The organism is Arthrobacter sp. zg-Y820, from assembly GCF_030142155.1.
Classification (GTDB): Bacteria; Actinomycetota; Actinomycetes; order Actinomycetales; family Micrococcaceae; genus Arthrobacter_B.
Window position 1 is genome coordinate 1,818,085 of record NZ_CP126247.1, and the last position, 23,224, is coordinate 1,841,308.

18 protein-coding genes and 1 riboswitch are annotated in these 23,224 nt (G+C 66.5%); of the genes, 10 read left to right on the top strand and 8 right to left on the bottom strand.

The features are described from left to right. Positions 1-144: 144 nt before the first annotated feature. The 3 genes from QNO08_RS08205 to QNO08_RS08215 form a co-directional block, all read right to left on the bottom strand. Complete coding sequence (locus QNO08_RS08205; RefSeq protein WP_229966031.1) at positions 145-1,224, bottom strand: polyprenyl synthetase family protein; 1,080 nt, start codon at positions 1,222-1,224, stop codon at positions 145-147. Positions 1,225-1,295: 71 nt separating this feature from the next. Further along, entirely contained in the window at positions 1,296-2,348 is a 1,053-nt protein-coding gene (locus tag QNO08_RS08210; RefSeq protein ID WP_442860497.1) for an ABC transporter permease, read from the bottom strand. After that, a complete protein-coding gene (locus QNO08_RS08215; RefSeq protein WP_229966030.1) occupies positions 2,345-3,862 on the bottom strand; it encodes a sugar ABC transporter ATP-binding protein in 1,518 nt (505 codons plus the stop codon). The genes QNO08_RS08210 and QNO08_RS08215 overlap by 4 nt, the downstream gene beginning before the upstream one ends. Before the next feature lie 151 nt (positions 3,863-4,013). On the opposite strand from QNO08_RS08215, the gene QNO08_RS08220 reads away from it, so the two are divergent. The 4 genes from QNO08_RS08220 to QNO08_RS08235 all read left to right on the top strand — a co-directional run bounded on the left by QNO08_RS08220 (position 4,014) and on the right by QNO08_RS08235 (position 10,027). Further along, on the top strand, positions 4,014-5,057 hold the full coding sequence (locus QNO08_RS08220; protein WP_229966029.1) for a substrate-binding domain-containing protein: 1,044 nt from the start codon (positions 4,014-4,016) through the stop codon (positions 5,055-5,057). A 79-nt stretch (positions 5,058-5,136) separates the two neighbouring features. Beyond that, complete coding sequence (locus QNO08_RS08225) at positions 5,137-6,315, top strand: Gfo/Idh/MocA family protein (protein WP_229966028.1); 1,179 nt, start codon at positions 5,137-5,139, stop codon at positions 6,313-6,315. Between the two features lie 47 nt (positions 6,316-6,362). Continuing rightward, positions 6,363-7,364, top strand: a complete 1,002-nt coding sequence (locus tag QNO08_RS08230) for a sugar phosphate isomerase/epimerase family protein (RefSeq protein ID WP_229966027.1) — start codon at positions 6,363-6,365, stop codon at positions 7,362-7,364. A gap of 185 nt (positions 7,365-7,549) precedes the next feature. Then, positions 7,550-10,027, top strand: coding sequence for an alpha/beta fold hydrolase (locus tag QNO08_RS08235; protein ID WP_229966026.1), 2,478 nt, complete (start codon positions 7,550-7,552; stop codon positions 10,025-10,027). A gap of 25 nt (positions 10,028-10,052) precedes the next feature. On the opposite strand, the gene QNO08_RS08240 is transcribed toward QNO08_RS08235, so the two are convergent. Genes QNO08_RS08240 through QNO08_RS08250 form a run of 3 tightly spaced genes read right to left on the bottom strand, consistent with a single transcriptional unit; the run spans position 10,053 to position 11,731 of the window. Then, on the bottom strand, positions 10,053-10,319 hold the full coding sequence (locus QNO08_RS08240; protein ID WP_229966025.1) for a hypothetical protein: 267 nt from the start codon (positions 10,317-10,319) through the stop codon (positions 10,053-10,055). Between the two features lie 39 nt (positions 10,320-10,358). Then, positions 10,359-11,171 carry a putative protein N(5)-glutamine methyltransferase gene (locus QNO08_RS08245; protein WP_229966024.1) on the bottom strand — a complete coding sequence of 271 codons (813 nt, stop codon included), beginning with the start codon at positions 11,169-11,171 and terminating at the stop codon, positions 10,359-10,361. After that, complete coding sequence (locus QNO08_RS08250; protein ID WP_229966023.1) at positions 11,168-11,731, bottom strand: DUF4334 domain-containing protein; 564 nt, start codon at positions 11,729-11,731, stop codon at positions 11,168-11,170. The genes QNO08_RS08245 and QNO08_RS08250 overlap by 4 nt, the downstream gene beginning before the upstream one ends. Positions 11,732-12,158: 427 nt before the next feature. On the opposite strand from QNO08_RS08250, the gene QNO08_RS08255 reads away from it, so the two are divergent. From QNO08_RS08255 to QNO08_RS08280, 6 genes are all read left to right on the top strand, one after another. Next, positions 12,159-14,141, top strand: coding sequence for an HNH endonuclease (locus QNO08_RS08255; protein WP_229966022.1), 1,983 nt, complete (start codon positions 12,159-12,161; stop codon positions 14,139-14,141). 192 nt (positions 14,142-14,333) lie between these two features. Next, a complete protein-coding gene (hrpB, locus tag QNO08_RS08260; protein WP_229966100.1) occupies positions 14,334-17,045 on the top strand; it encodes an ATP-dependent helicase HrpB in 2,712 nt (903 codons plus the stop codon). A 78-nt stretch (positions 17,046-17,123) separates the two neighbouring features. Further along, positions 17,124-18,101: an FUSC family protein gene (locus tag QNO08_RS08265; RefSeq protein ID WP_229966021.1), complete on the top strand. Its 978-nt coding sequence runs from the start codon at positions 17,124-17,126 to the stop codon at positions 18,099-18,101. 140 nt (positions 18,102-18,241) lie between these two features. Continuing rightward, the gene (locus tag QNO08_RS08270) at positions 18,242-18,910 is read left to right on the top strand and encodes a response regulator transcription factor (RefSeq protein ID WP_229966020.1); all 669 of its coding nucleotides are present in this window, start codon (positions 18,242-18,244) and stop codon (positions 18,908-18,910) included. 128 nt (positions 18,911-19,038) lie between these two features. Further along, entirely contained in the window at positions 19,039-20,337 is a 1,299-nt protein-coding gene (locus QNO08_RS08275) for a sensor histidine kinase (RefSeq protein ID WP_229966019.1), read from the top strand. A gap of 67 nt (positions 20,338-20,404) precedes the next feature. Next, positions 20,405-20,986, top strand: coding sequence for a hypothetical protein (locus tag QNO08_RS08280; RefSeq protein ID WP_284155660.1), 582 nt, complete (start codon positions 20,405-20,407; stop codon positions 20,984-20,986). Between the two features lie 178 nt (positions 20,987-21,164). On the opposite strand, the gene QNO08_RS08285 is transcribed toward QNO08_RS08280, so the two are convergent. Together QNO08_RS08285 and QNO08_RS08290 are read right to left on the bottom strand one after the other, a co-directional pair. Next, on the bottom strand, positions 21,165-22,037 hold the full coding sequence (locus QNO08_RS08285; protein WP_229966017.1) for a C40 family peptidase: 873 nt from the start codon (positions 22,035-22,037) through the stop codon (positions 21,165-21,167). A gap of 3 nt (positions 22,038-22,040) precedes the next feature. Continuing rightward, positions 22,041-22,187: riboswitch (cyclic di-AMP (ydaO/yuaA leader) on the bottom strand. A 179-nt stretch (positions 22,188-22,366) separates the two neighbouring features. Further along, complete coding sequence (locus QNO08_RS08290) at positions 22,367-22,978, bottom strand: LbetaH domain-containing protein (protein WP_229966016.1); 612 nt, start codon at positions 22,976-22,978, stop codon at positions 22,367-22,369. Between the last annotated feature and the right edge of the window lie 246 nt (positions 22,979-23,224).

Below are 23,224 nucleotides of genomic sequence, written 5' to 3' on the forward strand. Positions count from 1 at the left end.
GTGTTCGTGAGGTCGGATTCCAGGCCTGCATATTCTGCCCCCGTTGTAGGTCCCTCTGGCGGACGGCGCCAGAACCGGACTAGTTTCCCATAGTATTTCTGCTCGCAGGTACCAGCTCGGAAACACCACCTCCGCAAAGGAGGCTCAAAGCGAACGAAGACCGTCAACCACCGAAGACAGAAGTCCTTCCAAGGTCTCGCCGAGCCCAGCCGGCACTTCCTCTCCCAATTGCTTGAGGGCGGACTGGGCATGCTCGGATGCCAGTTGGACAGCGTGTTCCCGCGCCCCGCATTCCGTCAGCAGGGTACGGACTCTTTGCGCCTCCGCAGCCGTCATCCGGTCGGATCCTATGAGTTCCGCAATCCGCCCCCACTGAGGTTTCGTCGCCGCGTAGGAGAGCATGGCTGTCCGTTTGCCTTCCCTGAGGTCTCCCCAGTTCGTCTTTCCGGTGTGCTGTTCCTGCCCGAAAACCCCGAGGACGTCATCAGCAATCTGGTAGGCAATTCCGGCGTCGCGTCCGAAGGCTGCGAGTGTTGCTGCAACGGAGGCCGCGGCTCCCGCCAGCACCGCGCCGGCCTGAAGCGGGGCTTCAAAGGAGTAGACGGACGTTTTTCGGCGGGCCACCGTCCGGATCTCCTCCGGCGAGGGCATCTCCACGGCGCGGGCGAATTCGACATCCAGGAGTTCTCCGCCGATCGAGGAGAACACTGCGTAGTCCAGGATGCCGTCGAGTTTCTCCCGGACCTTGGCGCACGTTTCGACGCTTCCGTGGAGGCGGTAGGCCCCGGCAAGGACCAGGTCTCCGGCAAGGAGTCCGGATGTCATGCCGGCATGCTGGGCGGCCGAGGCCGAAGCGCCTGCGCGCCGGGCCTTGTTGCTGTAGTGCCCGGAGACGTTGGGAACGCCGTGCCTCATGATGTCCCTGTCGATGACGTCGTCATGGATGAGGAACGCATTGTGGAGGAGTTCATAGGCGGCTGCGAGCCTGGCCGCGGCGGCGGGCTCCGTTCCTCCCAGCTGGCGGTAGGCCAGCAGAAGAAGACGCGGGCGAAAGCGTTTTCCGCTGGCGGCGCTCCGTTCGATGGCTTCCCAAAGGCTGAGGTAGGCCGGATGGACGGAGACCGCGCGCAGCTTGGCGTCCGTGAAGAACCAGTCCAGCACTTCTTCAACCAGGTCCAGATCGGCATCCGTTTCCAGTGCGTACTCTGTGTTAAGGAAGTTCACTGCTGCGCCCCCTGCTTGTTCTTCGCTGCCTGCCGATGCCCGCTGCCGATGCCGTCGCTGCGTGCGTGAGACTAGCCTCCCCGCTTGGATGGCCGCCCGGCGGCGAAACGCTGCTGCAGGAGGACCGCGACCACGATGATCGAGCCTTTCACTATGGCTTGGACGGAGGTGTCCAGGTTGTTTTGCGTAAAGACGTTGGTGAGGGTGCTGAAGATGAGCACACCGAGGACCGTGCCCATAATGGTTCCGCGGCCGCCGATAAGCAGGGTTCCTCCTACGACGACGGCGGCAATCGCGTCGAGTTCGTAGAGCAGGCCGTGGGTTGAGGTGCCTGCCGTTGTTCGGCCGAGCATCATCACTGCGGCAATGCCGGCGCAGAGCCCGGAGAGAACGTAGAGCGTCACCAAGTGCCGTTTGACCTTTATGCCTGCGAGCCGGGACGCTTCGCGGTTTCCTCCAATCGCAACGGTCCTCCGGCCGAAGGTGGTGCGGTTCAGCAGGAACCAGCCCGTCGCAGCCGCCACGATGAAAATCCACACGAGAACCGGAACGCCGAGGAACTCGCCCCTCATGACCTTGAGGAAGTCCCGGTTCGTCACGATTTGGGTGCTCCGGCCTGAGATGAGTTCAGCCAGGCCTCGTGCCGCCACAAGCGTCGCGAGCGTGGCGATGAAGGCCACCACGTTTCCGTAGGCAATCACCACCCCGTTCAACAGCCCGACTCCCGCGCCGACCGCGAGTGGGACCAGGACCATGATCAGCCACGATGATTCGGTTGCCGCGAGCTGGACGCTCTTCAGGCTGGCGACCACCGTGGCCAGGCCCATGACGGACCCCACGGAAAGGTCGATGCCCCCGGCGGTAATGACGAAGGTGACGCCAATGCTGATGACGCCGATGACGGACGCAAGCCGCAGGATGGTGAGCAGGTTCTCCACATTCAGGAACCGGTCGCCACTGGTGACCGCGCCCACCACGAACAGCAGGGCCAGCGCAATGACCAGACCGAGGCTGCGACCCACGGAACCGCCAAGGGCACCTTTCAGCGGGTTCGTCCTGGCTGGGCTGGAGCCGCCGGGCGGGGTGTCAGCTGGATTAGCGACAGTGGTGTTTGGCTCGCTCACGCGGCACTTCCCTTCATAATCAGGTCGAGCACGCCGTGCTCGTCAATGTCGCTTGGGTTGGTTTCGGTGAGGACGTTGCCGTCATCGATGACGAGCACCGTATCCGCAAGCCCCAGCACTTCCTCGATCTCGCTGGAGATGACGATAATGGCTGTTCCGTCCGCGGCGAGCCGGCGGATCAGGCTGTAGATTTCCGCCCGCGCACCGACATCGACGCCACGGGTCGGTTCGTCGAGCAGTAATACCGGAGTCCCGTGCACCAGCCAGCGGGCAAGGAGGATCTTCTGCTGATTACCGCCGGAAAGGGTGCGGGTGGGGCGGTCCGGGTCGGCCGGCCGCAGTTCCAGGGCGCTGATTTGAGCTCGGGCAGCGTCCCGTTCGGCTTTCTCGTTGAGGTAGCCGGCACGTGCGAACCGTTCGAAGGTGGACAGCGTGACGTTCTTGAAAAGCGGCTCATCCAATATCAGCCCCTGGCTTTTCCGTTCTTCCGGGGAGAGCCCGATCCCGGCGTTGACGGCGGCGCTTACCGAGCCGGGGCGGATCCTCCGGCCTTTAACCGAGACCCTGCCCGACGTTGCTTTCCGGACCCCGCAGATGGTTTCCAGAATTTCGGAACGCTTGGATCCGACCAGTCCGGCGAAGCCCAGGATTTCACCCGCCCTTACCTGGAAGCTGACCTTCCGAAAGAGCCCCTGCAGCTCCAGGTCTTCCACGTCGAGCACGACCGGCGCGTCCGGATCCACCGGTTTCCGTTCGGGAAAGACGTTCTCGACGTCCCGTCCCGTCATGAGCCGAATCAGCTCGGATCTGGAGGTTTCCTCAACCTGAAGCCCGCTCGCAGTGCTCCTTCCGTCCTTGAGCACTGAAATCCGGTCACCGATCTGGCGGATCTCCTCCAGGCGATGGGAAATGTACACCACCGCGATCCCCTGGGTGGTGAGCTCCCGCACCACGCGGAAGAGGTTGGCCACCTCTCCCGAATCGAGGACGGCACTTGGTTCGTCCATGATGATCAGCTTGGTGTCGCGGGACAGTGCACGCGCCAGGCTGACGATTTGCTTGTTTGCGGCCGACAGCGTCCCCACCTCGACGGAGGGTGAGAGCCGGCCGTGTCCGAGCCGTTCCAGCAATGATCGAGTGAGGGCATTGACCCTCCTGACGTGGAGGATCCCTGCGCTGGCCTTTTCATGGCCGAGAAAAATGTTCTCGGCCACCGTCAGGCCGTCCACCACGTCCAGTTCCTGGTACATCGTTGCAATGCCCAGGCCCAGGGCCTCTGTGGGATGCGAAAGCGAGACCTCCCGGCCTTCCCAGAGGATCACGCCTCCCTCCGGCTGATGCACGCCGGAGAGCGTCTTGATCAATGTGGACTTCCCGGCACCGTTTTGGCCCATCACGCAGTGGACCTCTCCGGGGCGCACCTGCAGGTCCACGCCTTTGAGTACCTGTACTGCACCGAACCGCTTCGTGATGCCGCGCACCTCGAGCAAAGGGGGCTGGTCTCCATCGAACATGTGAGGAACCTAACACATTATGTCGGTGCTCGGTATAAGGTCGTCGATTATTTTCGATCTTCTGTTATTGTGATGCAGGTCACGCAAAGTTGCGGCTTCAGAGGTGGCCGTGTCCTTGGCGAAGACGCACCTACTCAATGAGGAGACACAGATGCCCGCAGTTCTTAAGAAACGGAAAATGCTCATCACCACCGGTGCCTTCCTGGCTGTAGGTTCGCTGGTCACCGGGTGCACAGCCGACGGCGATGAAGGTGACAGCCAGCCCACAAATGCATCGGTTGAAGGGAACCAGGCCGAGGGGGACACGGTAGTCATTGGATTCTCGGGACCGGCTGCCGACCACGGTTGGCTCGGTGCCATCAACAGCGCTGCTCTCGCGGCGGCAGAGGACCTGCCGGACGTGGACCTGAGAGTGGCCGAAGGCACCAACGATGCCAACCTCCAGATCAGCCAGGTGGAACAGTTCATCAACGACGGAGTTGATGCCATTGTGTTGCTGCCGACCGACGGTGCGGCCCTGACCCAGGTCGCAACGCAGGCCACCGAGGCCGGTATTCCGGTGATCAACGTTGACCGTGAGTTCTCCAGCCCTTCCGCAGCCCGCGCCACCGTCCTGGGGGACAACTACGGCATGGGCGTGAGCGCCGGGAACTATATTTGCGAGAAGCTCAGCGGGAACAGCGATGCCGTCGTCGCCGAAATCGCCGGCATTGACTCGCTGCCCCTGACGCAGGACCGCAGCCGGGGCTTCGCGGATGCCCTTGAGACCTGCGGGCTGGACGTGGACAACCGGGTCGCCTCGGACTTCACCGTCCAGGGCGGCGAAGCGACCACGTCGCAGCTGCTGTCCGCCGCCCCGGAAATTGACGCCATCTGGAACCACGACGACGATCAGGGCATCGGGGTCCTGGCGGCGATCGACAACGCCGGCCGGGATGAGTTCTTCATGGTGGGCGGTGCCGGATCAGCAAACGCCATGCGCGAGATCCAGTCCGGGGAAAGCGTCCTGGAAGCCACGGTGATCTATCCCTCCACGCAGGCGGCGGACGGAATTCGCCTGGCCAGGCTGATCGCCCAGGACAAGGCAATGAGCGACCTGGTGGAAGTCGAAGTCCCGAAGCGCATTGTCCTGAATGCTCCGGTGGTCACCCAGGAAAACGTCGACCAGTATCTGCCCACCGCCTTCGAATCCTAGGACCTGGAGGCGGGGCGCCCTTGTTGCGGGTGCCCCGCCGCCGATCCTGGTTCCTAACAGCCGCGGAATAAGAGGAAAAATGTTGAACGACGTACCGTCCCTGAGGGTTGCCATGATTGGCCACGGCTTCATGGGTGCGGCCCATTCGCAGGGGTGGCGGGTGGCGCCGCGGTTCCATGATCTGCCGGCCGCCCCGGAGATGGCCCTGTTGGTGGGGAGGAACAGCACAGCGGCTGAGTCCGCTGCCCGCAAATGGGGCTGGGCTGAGGTCGAAACGGACTGGCGTGCCGCCGTAGCGCGCGACGATATCGACGTCGTCGACATTGTCACCCCCGGTGCGTCCCATGCCGAGATTGCCATCGCTGCCCTCGAAGCCGGCAAGCACGTGCTGTGCGAGAAACCGCTTGCCAACACCCTTGAAGAGGCCGCCGCCATGGCGGCCGCTGCGGAGGCCGCGGGCGGCAGCGCGCTCGCCATGGTGGGCTTCACGTACCGCCGCGTGCCGGCGGCAGCGTTCGCCAGGGAACTGGTGCAGTCCGGGGCCGTCGGAGAGATTCGGCAGGTACGCGCCGCCTACCTGCAGGATTGGCTGGTTGACCCGGAAGCGCCGTTGACCTGGCGCCTTCAGAAGGACCAGGCAGGCTCCGGGGCCCTGGGCGACCTGGGCGCCCACGCCGTCGACCTCGCGCAGTTCATCACCGGCCAAAAGATCGCTGCCGTCAGCGGCACCCTCCACACCTTTGTCCATGAGCGGCCCTTGCTGGGCCGCGCTTCAGGGCTGGCCGGGACGGCAGCTGAGGAGAGGGGCGCCGTCACGGTGGATGACCTGGCGCTCTTTCACGGCCGGTTCGACGGCGGTGCCGTGGGCTCCTTCGAAGCGACCCGGATGTCCACCGGGCGCAAGAACGCACTCCGGATTGAAGTCGCCGGCTCGCGCGGCGCCATCAGCTTCGATCTGGAAAAGATGAACTCGCTGGGTTTCTATGACGCAACAGCTCCCGCGACGCGCCAGGGGTTCACCGACATCATGGTCACCGAGCCCGAACACCCGTATATGTCCGCGTGGTGGCCCACCGGACACATGCTCGGCTACGAGCATGGCTTCACGCATCAGGTCAAAGACTTCGTGGAAGCCATAGCAGCGGGGCGCCAGCCGGAGCCCTCGTTCGCCGACGGACTGCAGGTGCAACAGGTCCTCAGCGGAGTCGAACGCAGTGCGGCAGCCGAGAGCATCTGGACCAAGACGACCGAAATCTGACCAGGGCCGAACACCGACGTCCGGTCCAATACCCGAGGAGAAATTCCATGACACGCAATTTTACTCTGTTTACCGGACAGTGGGCGGACCTTCCGCTCGAGGAAGTGGCCAGGCTGGCCTCATCCTGGGGCTACGACGGGCTTGAGATCACCGTTGCCGGCGACCACCTCGACGCCTGGCGCTGGGACGACGAGGACTACGTTGCCGAAAAGCTGGAGCTGCTTGAGAAGTACAACCTCAAGGTCTGGACCATTTCCAACCACCTCAAGGGGCAGGCCGTCTGCGACGATCCCATCGACTTCCGCCACCAGGCGATCGTCGGATCGCGGGTCTGGGGCGATGGAGACCCGGAAGGCGTGCGGCAGCGTGCGGCGGAGGAACTGAAGAACACTGCTCGGCTGGCGCGTGCACTGGGCGCGGACACTGTTGTCGGCTTCACCGGCTCCTCCATTTGGCAGTTCGTGGCCATGTTCCCGCCGGTCCCGCAAAGCGTGATCGATGCCGGTTACCAGGACTTCGCGGACCGCTGGAACCCCATCCTTGACGTGTTCGATGAGTGCGGTGTCCGATTCGCGCACGAGGTCCATCCCTCGGAGATCGCCTACGACTACTGGACCACGGTCCGGGCCTTGGAGGCAGTGGACCACCGGCCGGCCTTCGGGCTGAACTGGGATCCGAGCCATTTCATGTGGCAGGGCATTGATCCAGTGGGCTTCATTCGGGACTTCAAGGACAGGATCTACCATGTGGACTGCAAGGACACCTTGCTGAACCTCAGCGGACAACGGACAGTGCTCGGGTCCCACCTGCCGTGGGGCGATCCGCGGCGCGGCTGGGACTTCGTCTCGGCCGGACGGGGGAGCGTCCCGTGGGAGGCCAGCTTCCGTGCCCTGGCCGCCATCGGCTACGACGGTCCGATCTCCGTGGAATGGGAAGACGCGTCGATGGACCGTTTGCACGGCGCACCCGAAGCGCTGGCGAAACTGCGCGCCTATGACTACCCGCCGCCGTCGGCCTCCTTCGACGCCGCGTTCGGCACCCAGGACTAGCGGCTCCGGCTCCGGCAGCGACACTGGTCCGGCTCGGCTACGCCGGACAACGGTGCGGGTCAGCGGTTCGAACCTGTCGGCAGGCAACAATGTCCGAAGGGTCCGATAGTGTCGGTTTCAGCGGGCATGAAGGCGTGCCGGTGAACCACAGACGGGTCGGAACGGGCTGGTCGGAACGGGGAGTCATGGAATCCAAGCAGACCGTGGAGCACCTGGACGTGCTGATTGTCGGTGCGGGACTGAGCGGGATTGGTGCCGCTTGCCGCCTGCGCACCGACCATCCCGGCCGTTCCATTGCGCTTTTCGAGTCGCGCGGCCGCTCCGGCGGCACCTGGGACCTCTTCCGCTATCCGGGAATCCGCTCCGACTCCGACCTCTACACCTTCGGTTATGATTTTCGGCCGTGGCGGGAGGAGAAGGCCATTGCCGATGGCCCGAGCATCCTTCGCTACCTTGAGGAAACCGCTGCGGAGTACGGCGTTGACGCGCTGATCCGCTACCACCACCGGGTCGTCTCGGCGGACTGGTCCGGCCGGGACGCGCACTGGAAGGTGCGCGTGGAACACACCAGGGTGCCGGGGACGCACCCGGACGGCACTGACCAGGAACCGGTGGGAACCGGGGAGTTCAGCAACTTCACCGCGGGCTGGATTTTCAATGCCGCCGGCTATTACCGCTACGACCGGGGCTACACTCCGGATCTCCCCGGAGCGGAGTTCTTTTCGGGTCCGATTGTGCACCCGCAGCACTGGCCCGAAGACCTGGACGTGGCCGGAAAACGCATAGCGGTAATCGGCAGCGGCGCCACCGCCGTCACCCTGGTGCCGGCACTTGCCGCCCGCGGGGCACAGGTAACGATGGTTCAGCGCACTCCCTCCTATATCGTCCCGGTCCCGGCGGAGGATCCCCTTGCGCGCCGACTGCGCGGCGTCGTCGGCCCGGACCGCACCGGGCGGATCATGGCCGAGGTCAGCGCCCGCCGGCAGCGGGCCATCTGGTCCTTCTGCCAGCGCTGGCCGCGCGCCTCCCGGAGGGTCATCCGAGCAATCCAGGGCAGGGTGGTTCCGCCGGGGTTTGATGTGGACGCGCATTTGAACCCGCCGTACGGTCCGTGGGACCAGCGGCTGTGCGCGGTGCCGGACGGCGATTTCTTCGCGGCCCTGCGCGGCGGTCGGACAGAAATGGTCACCGGCCAGGTTGCACGGTTCACCGGGCACGGGATCGAACTGGCGTCGGGGCAGGAAGTGGAGGCCGACGTCGTCGTGACCGCCACCGGGTTCACCATCCAGATCCTGGGCGGCATGGAACTGCGCATCGACGGTGTGCCGGTGGACCTTGCGGCGACGGTGGCGTACCGCGGAATCATGCTCAGCGGGGTGCCCAACATGGCCTTCGCCATCGGCTACACCAATGCTTCCTGGACGCTCAAGGTGGGGCTGCTGGCCCAATGGTTCGTGCGGCTGCTGACCCATATGGACCGGCACGGTTACACCGCCGCGGTTCCGGAGGCGCCCGCCGGCCTTCAGACGCGGCCGCTGCTGGACTTCGGCGCCAGCTACGTCCAACGCAGTCTGGGCACCCTGCCCCGGCAGGGGACCGAGGCGCCGTGGCTGATGAGCATGAACTTCCTGGCCGACCGCAGGGATCTGCAGCACGGTGCGCTGGTCGACAAGCATCTGCGTTTCACCGGGCCGGAGGGCTTTGATCCGCGGGAGGAACCTGCAGCGAGGAAAGCCGAAGCCGACCAGTTCGCCACTCTCGGAACCGGCGTGCGGCTGTGTTACCGGGTCAACGGGCCCGACGACGGCGAACCGGTGGTCCTCATCGCCGGCCTGGGCTTGGACCTGACCTCGTGGCCGGCCGCGTTCGTTGACGGCCTGGCCGCTGCCGGCTACCGCGTGATCCGGCCGGACAACCGCGACGGCGGCCGCTCCAGCCGGATGCGCACACCCGCTCCAACCCTGCTGGACCAGGTGTTGGCGCGTCCGGTGGCCGGCGCCTACCGCGTGGAAGACATGGCCGACGACGTCGTCGGGCTGCTTGACTGCCTGGGTCTGCCGCGCGCCCATCTCGTGGGAATGTCGTTGGGAGGAATGATTGCCCAGGCTGTGGCCGCCCACCATCCGGACCGGACCCTGACCCTGACCTCCGTTATTTCCACCACCGGAGCCCGCAAAACCGGTGCGGCAGCGCTGTCCACCAAGCGGCGCTTCGCGGCCCGGCCACCGGGGACCCGCGACCAGTTCATCCGTGCCCGGGTAAGCATGATGCGGCATCTGGCCGGGCGGACCCATCCGGCCGACCCGGCGGCCGAGGCCGAAATGGCGGGTCTGGCCTGGGACCGGGGTGCATTCCCGGACGGCGGATCTGCGCGGTCGCGGCAGCTCGGCGCCATCAACGCCTCGCAGGACCGCACGCGCGATCTGGCCCTGATCACCGCGCCCACCCTGGTAATCCACGGAGACCGGGATCCCATCGTGCACCCCAGCGGGGGAGTGGCCACTGCTGCTGCAATTTCCGGCTCACGCCGTGTGACGATTCCCGGAATGGGCCACTATCTCCATCCGGCCGTGCTGCCCGAGCTGCTGCGGCTGATCACCGGGCATCTGGCGGCAGAACGGCGGGTGGCAGCAAAAAGCTCACTGCAGCCGCGGCGGCAGTGAGCCAGTTACAGTCCGGCGGTCGAACCTACTGGCCCATGCCGGGGTGCACGGGAACGAAGTTGATCTTGTTGTTGTCCAGGACCCGCTTCTTCGCGATGCGGGTGAATCCCTTGGCATCCAGGTTGTTCTTGAGGCGGAAGTCCGCCAGGGCGGCGTCGTACGCCTTGTTGATCGTTGCACCGGAGATTTCCTCGGTGGTTCCGTCGGCGAAGGTGATGGTGACGGACGCCGACTGGGGGAAGTGGCGTTCCATGTGGATGAAGCCGTCGTTGTCCTGCTGAAGATTGATCAAGTGGTTCCACCTTTGGAGATTGCGAACCTCCAGTCTTCCCTATCTTGGTGCCTCCGCAGTACCAGACCCCCGACGGCCGATGGCGACTGTGGCATCAGTCTCCTCCCGGCGGACAATTTCGGGGCGGAAGTCCGCGGACGCCATGATCCCGGCCACTGCCTCCGACTGATGCTCGCTGCACTCCAGCAGCACACAGCCGTCCGGGCTCAGCCAATCGGGTGCCGCGGCTATGATCCGGCGGAGCAGGTCCAAGCCGTCGCTGCCGCCGTCGAGCGTTATCGCCGGCTCATGATCGCGGGCCTCCCGCGGCATGGTGCCCAGCTGCGCGGTGGGAATGTACGGAGCATTGGCGACGACGGCGTCGATCCGGCCTCGCAGTGCAGGGGGCAGGGGAGAGAACAGGTCACCCGCGTAGACGGTTGCCAGTCCGGTGAGCGTGACGCTGGCTCGTTGCACCGACGCCGGCTGGATGTCGACGGCATGCAGCTCGGGGGACGTGGTCGTGTGTGCTGCCATGGCCAGGCTGATGGCGCCGGAGCCGCAGCAGAGCTCCACCACCGCCGGACGGTCCCTGCTCGAGATGACGTCGACGGCGCGCTCCGCGAGCAGTTCTGTCCGGCGCCGCGGAACGAACACCCCTGGAGCCACAGGGACCCGCAGCCCGAAGAACTCTGACCACCCGAGGACTTGTTCCAGCGGCAGCCCGCTGATGCGGCGCCGGACCATCTGTTCCAGGGTTTCAGCGCTCGCCGCCTCGGTGATGAGGAGTGCCGCTTCCTCTTCGGCAAACACGCAGCCGGCCGCCCGGAGTCGTGCAACAAGCGGGGGCTCTGTGGAGGGGGAAGTGCTCACGGGATCCTGTGGAGGGAGAAGATGAACGGTGAGCCGGGTCCGCGGAGATCCATGGCACCGAGCAATGTGGTCGAATCGACCCTCCGGAAGGCGTCGTTGATCGGCAGAGCGTCGTAAATCATGGTGGCGGAACCGACACCGCGGTACTCCATCATGCGAAGCCGTGCCCGCGGCCGAGTAGTCCGGGCCAGCTGCAGCACCGGGCGGATGAGCCTGCCGACCGCCCGGCGGCGCAACAGCGGGGCAAGGTGCAGGGCCAGCTTCAAGGGAACCAGTCCCGGATTCACCTCGAAGAGCCGGCCACTTCGTGTTTCGAAAACCAGGGGATGGGCGGCTTCGACGCCGTCGAACCGCTTTCCATGCCAGCCCAAGCTGCCCAGGACGCCGTTCAATGGATGTCCTGTCGGTACCTCGGATCCGCGCCAGGAACCGGCTGCTTCGTCGAGGTGAAGCGGAGGGAGGGAATCGAAGAACGCCAGGGCTTCTGCTGCGGTGGTTCCCCCGCGTAAGAGTTGCAACCGTGCAGCGGCGGTGCGCTGGTCCTGGTTTGGTTGGTTCACTGGCGTTCCACCTCTGTCGTGTTGCTGACGCTGGTGCTGGCTCTGGCTCTGGCTCTGACTCTGCTGCTTGTCTGACGCTGGTGCTGGCTCAGGAATTGCTAAGGAACGATGCTGGCAGAAACACGATTCTCGGCCCATCGGCGGCAGGATGCAATGACGGCGGAAGCAACGGCTGTTCACGGAGCCGCGGGGCTTGCACGAACAAGGCGGGCGCTCGCAGCCAATCAACCTCAAGCTACATGGTGGCCCACCCCACTTCTGTCAGGGGCAGCGGGTGAAGTTGGACGCCGTGGGAGAGGCGGCGCGTAGGGCAGCGGCCGACAGCCCAGGAGCTTAGAGCGCCGACTCAGAAATAGGGTAATTAGGTGGACAACTCCAGTAATGCCAAACCTCTGAGAATGTGCCTTGCGCCACTAAAATAGAAGACATGTACTACTCCAGAGCTGCCAAAGACGACAGCCGAGCTCCCGGCCCCGACGCTTCCAACGCGTTGTCCAACGCGGTGAGCCCTGCGCCGTTGCCGGTGTCCGGGGCTGGTTCCGGTGCCCCCGCAGCCGGGGCTGCCCCCGCTGCCGGGACTACCGGGATTGTCCCCGCAGCCGGGATTGCCGAGGCTGCCGGGATTGGCTCCCGCCCTTCCACGATTGTGGAGGATCTGGAGGCTGCGGAGCGGGTCTGCCTGATCAACGAGATCCGGGCGTTGGAGGAATTGAAGTGCGTCATCGCCGCCGCCCAGGCCAAGGCCGCGGCGGCCTTTGACGCTTCCACCCGCCGCGCCCAGGCCCGGGCCGGTCTGAAGGCCGAGCAGCTGGGTCGGGGTGTGGCAGCGCAACTGGCCCTGGCGCGCCGGGACTCTCCGCATAACGGTGCCAAACTGCTGGGCCTGGCAAGGATCCTGACCACCGAAATGCCGCACACCCTGCACGCCCTCTCCACCGGGGTGATCAACGAGTGGCGGGCCACGCTCCTGGTCCGCGAGACCGCCTGCCTGACCCTGGCCGACCGGCAGAAAGTCGATGAACAGATCGCCGGGAACCCCGCGGAACTGGAACAGCTCGGAGACCGGAAGCTGATCGCCCGGATCAAGTCCCTGTCCTACGGCCTGGACCCGCATGCCGTGGTCAACCGTGCCGCGCATGCCGTTTCCGAACGGTATGTGTCCTGCCGTCCGGCCCCGGACACCATGACGTATCTGACCGCGTTGCTGCCGGTTGCCCAGGGCGTGGGCGTGTTCGCGGCGTTGACCCGGGACGCGGACCGGCTGCGGGCTGCCGGGGACCCGCGGACGAAGGGCCAGATCATGGCCGACACCCTCGTGGAACGCACCACCGGCCAGGCCAGGGCCGAGGACGTGCGGGTCGAGGTGCAGCTGATCATGACGGACCGGACCCTGCTGCACGGCATCCTGCCCCCAGACACAAACACAGACACAGACACAGACACAAACACAGGCACGGGCACGAATACGGACACGGACACGGGGACGGACACGAATACGGACACGGACACGGGGACGGACACGAATACGGACACGGGTGCGGACACGGGTGCGGAGCTGGGCGCTGTCAGGACATCTGCGGAGACCAAAGACCCCGGGACGGCGAGCTTTGGCGGGATAGCAGCTGGCCAACCGGTGGAATCCTTCGTGCCCGACGGAGCCGAACCGGCCGTGCTGGCCGGATACGGAATCGTTCCCGCGCAGTGGGCCCGGGACCTGATCCGCGGTCCCGACCCGGTTCCGGACGATGCCAGCCCGGACAGCCCGGACAGCCCGGACAGCCCGGACAACCCGGCTCCCGGGAACAGGGACCAGGCCCGAGGCCCCGCCCGTAATCCGGCCCGTGGTCCCGCACCTATTCCGGCCCGTGGTCCCACCCGTAACCCGGCCCGAGGCCCCGCCCGTGGTCCCGCCCGCGACCGGGGCAGCGCAACAGCCGGCTGGGGTACGGTGGCGCGGCGGCCGGATCCGCGCACCGAAGTCTGGCTCCGCCGGCTCTACGTCGCACCGAACTCCGGGCAGCTGACCGCGATGGATTCCCGGGCACGCCTCGTCCCCGGCGGCCTGGCCCGGCTGATCGCAGCCCGCGACCAGATCTGCCGGACCCCGTGGTGCGGAGCACCGATCCGGCACTACGACCACATCACCCCCGTCCGCGAGGGCGGACCAACCAGTGCCGAGAACATTCAGGGACTCTGCGAGGCCTGCAACCAAGCCAAGGAAGCACCAGGCTGGAGCGCACAAGCAGCCGACTCGCCGCCCACCGATCCACCGCCTGGCGGTTCAGGCGTCGGAAATCCCGCGGGTTCGCCCGGCCGGCACCGCGTGATGACCACGACCCCCACCGGACATGTCTATCAATCCATGGCTCCGCCACCTCCAGCCGTGCGCGGACCACATGCTCAGCACTGAGTGCGGACCAGATGCTCAGTACTGAAATCAAGGAAACGTATGAATACCGGGTTCTGGCAGCCGCCCGATCGGACGGCTTCCCTTGAAGCCGTCCGTGTGGCAGGGCTCCAATGATTCCCTGCCGGCACCGGGCTGGACGAGACAGCCGGGATCACGCGGGACAATGGAGTAGTGACAACGCCGATTGCCCCCATGGATCCTGCCCAACACCCCTTGCCTTTCGACCTGCAGGTCATTGGTGCGGGGCTGGTCTTCGCAGAGTCGCTGCAGGATCTCGCGGCCGCACTGACCCCGGCGGAAGCCGCACTGGATTCAGCAACCGGCAGGGCTTCGACGTTGCAGGCGGGACCCGCCGGAACCGCGGTGGTCCAGGCACCGCCGGGCACCGGAAAGACGACCCTGGTTCCGCCGCTGCTGGCTAATCTGCTGACCAGGCGTACTGCTTCCTCCGGCGCGATTCCGCGCATCGTGGTGACCCAGCCGCGCCGGGTTGCGGCCCGGTCCGCGGCCCGCCGCCTGGCTTCGTTGGACAGAAGCGCGGTGGGCGGCAGGATCGGCTACACCGTCCGGGGTGAGAGCCACACGGGCCCGGACACGGTGATCGAGTTTGTCACGCCGGGAATCCTGCTGCGCCGCCTGCTGGCCGATCCGGGACTGGAGGGCACCGCCGCCGTCGTGCTTGATGAGGTCCACGAACGCGGGCTGGAAACCGACCTGCTCCTGGGCATGCTCAACGAAGTCCGCCAGCTGCGGGAGGACCTCACCCTGGTGGCCATGTCCGCAACACTGGACGCTCCCCGCTTTGCCTCGCTGATCGGCAACAACGACGACGACGGCGGCCCGGCACCCGTCGTCGGCTGCCCCTCGGCGCTGCATCCGCTGGAGGTGCGCTGGACGCCGGGTTCTTCGCTGCGCATTGACGAACACGGGGTGACCCGCACCTTCCTGGCTCATGTCGCCGATACGGCCGCCGACGGACATGCGGAAATGCTGGCCGCCAATCCGCAGGCTGATGCCCTGGTCTTCGTCCCGGGTGCCTGGGAAGTGTCTTTCGTGGCGTCCCGGATCCGCAGCCGCGTCGCAGCCGGAACCGCAGCTGGAACCGCAGCCGGAACCGAGGTGCTGGAACTGCACGGGCAGGTCGATCCGCGGGAGCAGGACCGGGCAGTGTCGGGCCGTAGCCCCGGCGGCGCACCTCGGATCATCGTCTCCACCAGCCTCGCCGAGTCGTCGCTGACCGTTCCGGGCGTGCGCCTGGTGATCGATTCCGGTCTCGCCCGGGAACCCCGACGGGATGCAGTCCGCGGCATGTCGGGACTGGTCACGGTGTCCTGCTCACGGGCTTCGGCGGTGCAGCGGGCCGGACGAGCCGCCCGCCAGGGACCAGGCCGGGTTATCCGCTGCTATGACGAACGCACCTTTGGCGCCGCACCGGCGCACCAGACCCCCGAGATAGCCGTCGCGGACCTGACCGCCGCCGCACTGGTTCTGGCGTGCTGGGGAGCACCCGGCGGCGAAGGGCTGGCGCTGCCCGATGCCCCGCCGTCGGCCGCCCTGCAGGACGCATTGGCAGTCCTGCGCGACCTCGGTGCCATCGACGCCTCCGGCACCGTCACCGCCCTCGGCAAGACACTGGCCGGCATTCCAGCAGATCCCCGGCTGGCGCGCGCCCTGCTGGACGGAACCGCCGTCGTCGGCGCCCGTTCCGCCGCCGAAGCCGTGGCCCTGGTGTCGGGAGATCTCCGTGCCTCCGGTGCCGATCTTCCGCGTCTGCTGTCCGGCCTGCGCGCCGGCCGGGATCCGGGGGAGCGGCGCTGGTCCGAGGACGTGCGAAGGCTGCAGTCGCTGGCCCGGCGTGCGGATACCGGCGCCTCAAAGCCGGCTGCGGCAACCGTGCCAGACGCTGACGTCCTCGGTTTTGTGGTCGGGCTGGCTTTTCCGGACCGCATCGCCCGGCGGGTCCCGGGCGATGCCGGAACAGGGGAGCGATACCTGCTTTCGAGCGGAACCCGTGCCGGATTGCCGGCCGGCAGCGCACTGAGCGGACACGAGTGGCTCGCCGTTGCCGAAGTCTCCCGGGCCCAGGGCCGCGATGCTTCCGGCACCGGAGCCGTGATTCGATCGGCCGCCCCGCTGAGCCAGGACAGTGCGGAAGCCGCGGCCCGGCATCTGCTGACCGACACTGTGGAGGCGAAGTTCACCGCCGGCCGCGTAAAGGCCAGGCGTGAGCGCCGGCTGGGCGCGATCGTGCTGTCCTCCACACCGGTCCGCCCGTCAGCCGCCGAGGGCCGGGCCGCAGTGGCCCGCGCGCTGGCCCGGGAGGGGCTGGGGGTCATCGGATTCTCGCCGGCCGCTGACGCGCTGCGGCGCCGGTTGGCCCTGCTGCACCGCGAGCTGGGCGCGCCCTGGCCGGATGTTTCGGAGCCGGCCTTGCTGGCCCGGCTCGATGCCTGGCTGGCTCCGGAGCTGCAGGCGCTGGCCGCCGGGGCATCCGTAAACGCCATCGACCTGACCGACCCGCTGCGCCGGCTGCTTCCCTGGCCGGAAGCGTCGCGACTGGGAGAGCTGGCACCGGAACGCCTGCAGGTGCCCAGCGGCTCCCATGTGCGGATCAGCTATCCGGCCGCGGACGACGACGGCGGCCGGCCGGTGGTTGCGGTCAAGCTGCAGGAGTGCTTTGGCTGGGCGGATACCCCGCGGCTGGTCCAGGGACGGGTGCCGGTGCTGTTTCACCTGCTCTCCCCGGCGCGGGCGCCGCTCGCCGTGACCGATGATCTGGCCTCCTTCTGGTCCGGCCCCTATGTGCAGGTCCGGGCCCAGATGCGGGGCAAATATCCCAAGCATCCGTGGCCCGAGGATCCGTGGTCGGCGAAGGCTACGGCCAAGACCAAGGCGCGGATGTAACCGGTGCGGCACTTTCTCCATAGTTTCTTTTCTGTTCCCTCCGGCCGGGGCCACCGGATTCCCGCCGTCCGGGTTGCCGTGGGCCTGTTTATTCCGCTGCTGGTGCTCATCCTGCTGGGCCGGACCGACCTGACCCTGTGCGCCATCTTCGGCTCACTGACCGGCGTGTTCGGCCGCACCGAACCGCACTGGCGCCGGCTGCGGCACCAGGCGCAGTCCGGCGTGCTGATGTGCCTGACCGTCGTGGCGGGCGTGTCCATGTCGATCGCGGGACGCAGCGACTGGGAAATGGTTGCCGCCGCCACACTGGTGGCCGGCGGAATATCCGTTGCGGCCGACCGACTTCGGGTGCGTCCCGCGGGCCCGTTTACCTATATCTTCGCGTTCACTGCAACCGCCGCAGCACCGTTTGCCGGCTCGATCGGGGAAGCGGCGCTGGCCGTGGCCGGCAGTGCCCTGACCGCGGTGCTGCTCGGTGTCGCCGGCCGGCTTCATGCCCGGACGCACACGCCCCGGACGCACCTGCCCCGGCTTGAGCGGCAATCAGCCCCGGCCCCGGATTGGGCCGGCATCTTGGTGCACTCGGGACGGTATGTGGCCGCGGTAGCTGCGGCGGGTTCCTTGGCCCTGGTCCTCGGTCCCGGGCACAGCTACTGGGCGATGCTCGCCGCCTGTGCGCCGATTGCCGCAGCGGATGCGGCCGATGCCCCGGCCCGGGCCGGACACTTCATCCTCGGGACCTATGCCGGGGTGTTGCTGTCGGCCCTGCTGCTGCAGCCGGACTGGTCGCCCGTGCAGTTGGCGATTCTCCTGGCACTCCTGCAGCTCGGCGGTGAGATCTACGTGATCCGGCACTACGGCCTTGCCATGGTGTTCCTGACTCCGGTGGCCCTGCTGATGACGGGATTCGTCTCCACGCAGCCGGCGTGGGACCTGACCGTTGACCGGGCGGTGGAAACCACCATCGGAGCACTGGTTGCCGTCGTCGTGATCGCGCTGACCACCGGGAACGGTGCGAAGTGGATGACCCGAATGCGGCTGGCGGCAACCCGTTAGCTGAGCAACCATGTCTCTCGAGCAACCAAGTCTCTCGAGCAACCCGGTTCCCGGATGCCCGATCGTTGATTTGGCCCGCAGCGGGCCGAACCGGGTTCCGCAGCCGGGTGTTTCGATGGGACCGCGGCTAGACTTCCGGGATGACGGAGCCTCCCCGGATCCTAGTCGTGGAAGATGACCGCAGCCTGGCAGGCATGCTGGCGGAGCTCCTGAAGTCGGAGGGCTACCAGGTGACCCTGGCCTTTGACGGGCAGCGCGCCCTCCACGAGGGTCTGACACATTCCTTCGATGTCCTGCTGCTGGACCGAGGATTGCCCGGCGTTGAAGGCCTGGACGTCCTGACCCGGCTGCGCAGCCGCGGCGTGCTCACACCGGCACTGGTGCTTTCGGCGCTGGGAAATCCCGCCGACCGGGTGGAAGGGCTGGACCGGGGCGCCGAAGACTATCTCGCCAAACCCTTTGACGTCGATGAGCTGCTGGCGCGCCTGCGCGCGCTGCGGCGCAGGAGCGCGGCGCTGACCCCCGTCCTGCCGGTGCCTGGGGGAGTCCTGGACACCACCGGCCGCACCGTCACGACCGACACGGGCGAGGTGGTGGTGCTTTCGGACCGGGAGGGTGCACTGCTGGAGCACCTGGCCCGGCGCCCGGGACAGGTCTTTCCCCGCGTTGACCTCCTGGATGCTGTCTTTCCGGACGCGGATGACGACGGCGTCGTGGATACGTATGTGCATTATCTTCGGCGCAAGTTGGGCAAGGGAATCGTGCTGACCGTGCGCGGCATCGGTTACCGGCTCGGTGCCCGGACATGAAGCGGAGATGACGCGGACATGAGGTGGCCGTGAAAGGCGACCGGGCCGGTCGGGTCAGTCGGGCCGGCCAGACCAGCCGGGCCAGCCGGGAGCAAAGTGAATTAAGCCGGGCGTCCCTGCGTCTCGCCGTGCAGTTCACTGCGCTGGTCGTGGTGCTGCTGGGCCTGGCCGGCACCCTGGTCTACGGATTGGTGGCCACCCAGACGCGCGAGGCGGCGGAGCAGACCCTGGCATCAGCGGTGGAGTTTGATTCGCCCCGGGAGGCGCCGCTGGACGTGTTCCTCGCCGTGTACGACGACGGTCGGCTGGCCGTGTCCCGCAACATGCCCTCCGGGCTTCCGGACACGCAGTCGCTGGCCCAAGTGGCCGCTACCGGCCTGGATCGCAGGGACACGGTTGCGGCAGGGAGCCGCACCTATGAGGTCCTGACGGTCGAGCGCCGCGGAGACGTTGTCCAGGCTGCCGTTGACACACATGATGCCACCGAACAGCTGCGCCGCCTGGCCCTGGCACTGGCGGTTTCCGTCGCGGCGGCGGGCCTTGCGGCCGGAGCCGTCTCAGCGCTGGCTGCGCGAGCGGCGATGCGTCCAATGGCCGAGGCACTGGCCCTGCAGCGCCGGTTTGTCGCTGATGCCAGCCATGAACTGCGCACACCGCTGACGCTGCTGAGCACACGGACACAGTTGCTTCGGCGGCGGCTGGCGGCTGACCCGGCCGGCTCGGCGCCTGCCCCGGAGGCTCTGCAGGCAGCGGACGACGTCGTCGCCGACACCAAGGTGCTGACAGGCATCCTCGAAGACCTGCTGATGGCGGCAGATCCGCGGCAGTCCGGTCCGGCGGAACCCGTCAACCTGGTTGCACTGGCCCGGTCCGCCGTCGGCTCCCTGGAGCCGGAGGCGCGGAGGCGGAACCTGACGCTGGAGTTCGATGCGCCGGCCCCGGAAGTGACAGTCCTTGGCGGGCAGTTCGCCCTGCAGCGAGTCTTTACGGCGCTGGGGGCCAACGCTTTGGACTACGGCCGATCAGTCGTGCGGTTTTCGGTTCGGAGCGACAGCGGGGAGGCTGTGATTCGGGTGTCCGACGACGGCCCCGGTTTTCCGCCCGGCTTCAGCCGGCATGCCTTTGAGCGGTTTGCATCGGCGCGGAGCCGGGACCGGCAGGGAGCCGGCGATGATTCCGAAGGCTCAAAGGGCGGGGACGGCTCCTCAGCGCAGCCGCGGCACTATGGGCTCGGGCTGGCACTGGTTGCGGAGATTTCCGCCCGATACGGCGGCAGCGTCCGTGCTTTGCCGGCCGGCGCCGGTGAACGTGCCGGTAACGAAGCAGATTCCGGCGGCGTCGTGGAAGTCCGGCTGCCGCTCGATAACAGCATCCGCGGGCGGCGGACCAGGTGGGGGAGGCTGCGCGGACTGCGGGAGCGGAACTAAGAATCCTCGAAGAATCTGATCCGAGAATGGAAGCGTCAGCAAACCACTTTCGGAGGTGAAGATTACGATGGTTTTCCGGGACAAGACCACGGTTCTCCGGGACAAGGCCAGAGGGCCACTTGGGTGGATACTCGGCGTCGTCGGCGGTCTGGCGCTGCTGGTCGGCTCCTTTTTTGCCGGCGTGGCCACCGCGGATACCTCAGGGGACCAGGAACAGGCCTCGGTTACCGAGCAGGAAGTCCAGCGGGAGCAGGACACGGACAAACAGGGCGCCGAGGACCAGGACGCCGAGGACCGAAGCGCTGAGGACCAGGACACCCGGTCCGAGAGCCGTCCGCGACTCGACGACGAGGACGCAGACGCAGACGCCAACGCAGAGGCCGACGGCGAAGCCGAAACCGAAGCCGATACCGATGGGGACGGGCGCCCCCATAAGCATCACCACAGAGGCGACGACGGGATTCCGGGCGACGGAGACGAGCCTGGGAACGGTCCTGCCGAAGACGGAGACAAAATCCGAGGCGATGGCGACGGTCCTGCTGACGACGGCGACGGCCCCGCCGGCGATGATGCTTCCGGCAAGGAGCCGAAAACTCAGGACGACGCTGAAACTCAGGACAACACTGAGCAGGACGCCCCGACCACCTAAGGCAGTCCGACACGGGACACCGGAAACGGAACGTCCGGACGGAACGTCCGGACAGAACGTCTGGACAGAACACCCGGACACGCAAAAACACCCGGCCAAAGGGCCGGGTGTTTTTGGTGGAGCTGCCGGAGGACGAGCCGTTCACTTCCCGCCCTCCGGCGGGATTGCTACTGCGAAATTACGCTACGCGGTAGTAGACGGCGCCGGAGCCGACGTTAGCGCTCTGCTCAACGGTCTGGTTGCCGTTCCATCCGCTGTGGATGGCCTGTCCGTTGCCGGTGTAGATGGCAATGTGGGCAAAGCCCATGCCGCCGTCGGCGTAGAAGGCGATGTCGCCGGGCTGCGGGTCAGTGACCGGGGTTCCGTAGGCAGCAAGCTGCGCCGGGGACAGGTCGCCAACCGAGTGGCCGGCTGCCCGGAGGGCAACCTCAACCAGGACGGTGCAGTCCTGCATGGCGCCCATCTGGGACTGAGCGGATGCAAGCATGATCTGGTTGGTGCCGGTTACGGCAGCAGGAGTCACGGCGGACGCCTGGGTGCTGATGCTGCTGAAGTCGGCTGCAGCAGGCTCGGCCGCGGGGGCCGGAGCAGCGGCAACAACAGGAGCGGCAACAGGAGCAGCAACAGGAGCTGCGGCGGCGCCACCGGCGTAGGTGATGACATCACCGGGGTAGATGATGGAGTCCAGCGCAAGGCCGTTCTGCGCCAGGATGTCGTTCAGGTTGACGCCGTACGTTGCAGCAATCTTGCTGAGCGTATCGCCGGACTGAACCACGTGAGTGGATCCTGCAGATGCCGGGGCCTCAACGGGAGCGGTTACAGCGGCGGGTGCGGCTACAGGGGCCGGTGCGCTGTAGGACTCGGCTGAGTCGTTGGCGATGACGCCGGCCGAGGCCGGAGCGGCCATGCCGAGCAGCAGAGTGGAGCCTGCGGCCATGACGGTAGCGGCGCTGCCGATGGTGCGTGCTTTGCCGTTGGTGGCGTTGGCAACTGCGGCCAGGAGCCCGGCGTTGTTGGCACGGTGGCGTCCACGAGTGTTATTGAAAGACAATGAGTTACCTCTCCCGATACCTGCGAGGTGAGCTGTCGGATGCGGATGGGAGTCACCCGGTCAGCTAAAGAAACCTTCGGCTGACTTAACCCCAAGGATTCAAAGGAACCCGTTTATGGTTCCCCCGCCTCTGCCGAAGTGTTTATATCTGTGGACCTTGACCAGCGGCAGAGCTAGGTAACAAGCCAAGGGAGCCGCTTCAGATAACGGCACGACCACTACGCTACAAGACGATTACGCAAAGGTAACTATTTAGTAACGGAGCTCGCATTTTCACCTGGGTGCCGCCTCTTGGTAATTGCAGCCCGGAGCGGCCTGGACCGGAGGGATCAGGCGGGCGAATCGGTCTGGCGTACGACGTTGGCTGTCGCGAAGTTGCCAAAGCCCTGAACCAGTTCGCCGGGAGCCAGCCTCAGTCCGCGGGCGAGCCCCGTTCCCCTAAGGACAGCACCGCGCTTCTCCGCCGGATTTGAGCGGAAGTCTCCGCCGTCGGCGAGAACCACTGAATCCGCTTCGACGGCACCCATGATCTGTGAGCCGGTGCCAAGCACTGACCGGCCGGTCACCACGGGCCCGTTGGCCAGCCGTGCGCCGTCGCCCACTGCCACGGCATGGGTCCGGCCCGCCTTGAGCTGGACTCCGCCGGGCCCCAGCGTGATTTCGGAGCCCAGGAGGAGCATTCCACCGTGCTCGGCGGTGAGAAAGGTGCCTGGATGGAAAACATTCCGGTGTCCGATAACGCAGGAACTCTGGTCATCCACCTGGATAACCACTCCGGGATACAGCACATTGCCTTCGCCGAGCTGAGCTCTTCGTGAAATCAAGGTCGATGACGGGTCGAGTATCTGCTGGGTAGCGCACAGCTGCAGGACTTCCGCGACGGTGAGGAATCCTAAATCCTGGCGAATGCTGTCGGCATCGGTTCGCTGAGGCGCTGGCATAATTCTTCTCTTCTTTCGTGATCTGGCCGGATCGCAATATATCAACGCGCTGGGAGCACTCTTAGCCTACCGTCCTTGCCCGGGTGCTGCGGCGGCAGAACGCCCGGCGGCGCGGAAGTCGGCCGCTCGGCGGGCAGGTTCGGTGCCGACGGAAACAAAAGGCGTGAAAAGACACGAAAAATCATCCCCGGTGAAATGCAACCTGGTCCCGGCGAATTCATCAGGTGATGCTCCGGGACGGCAGGC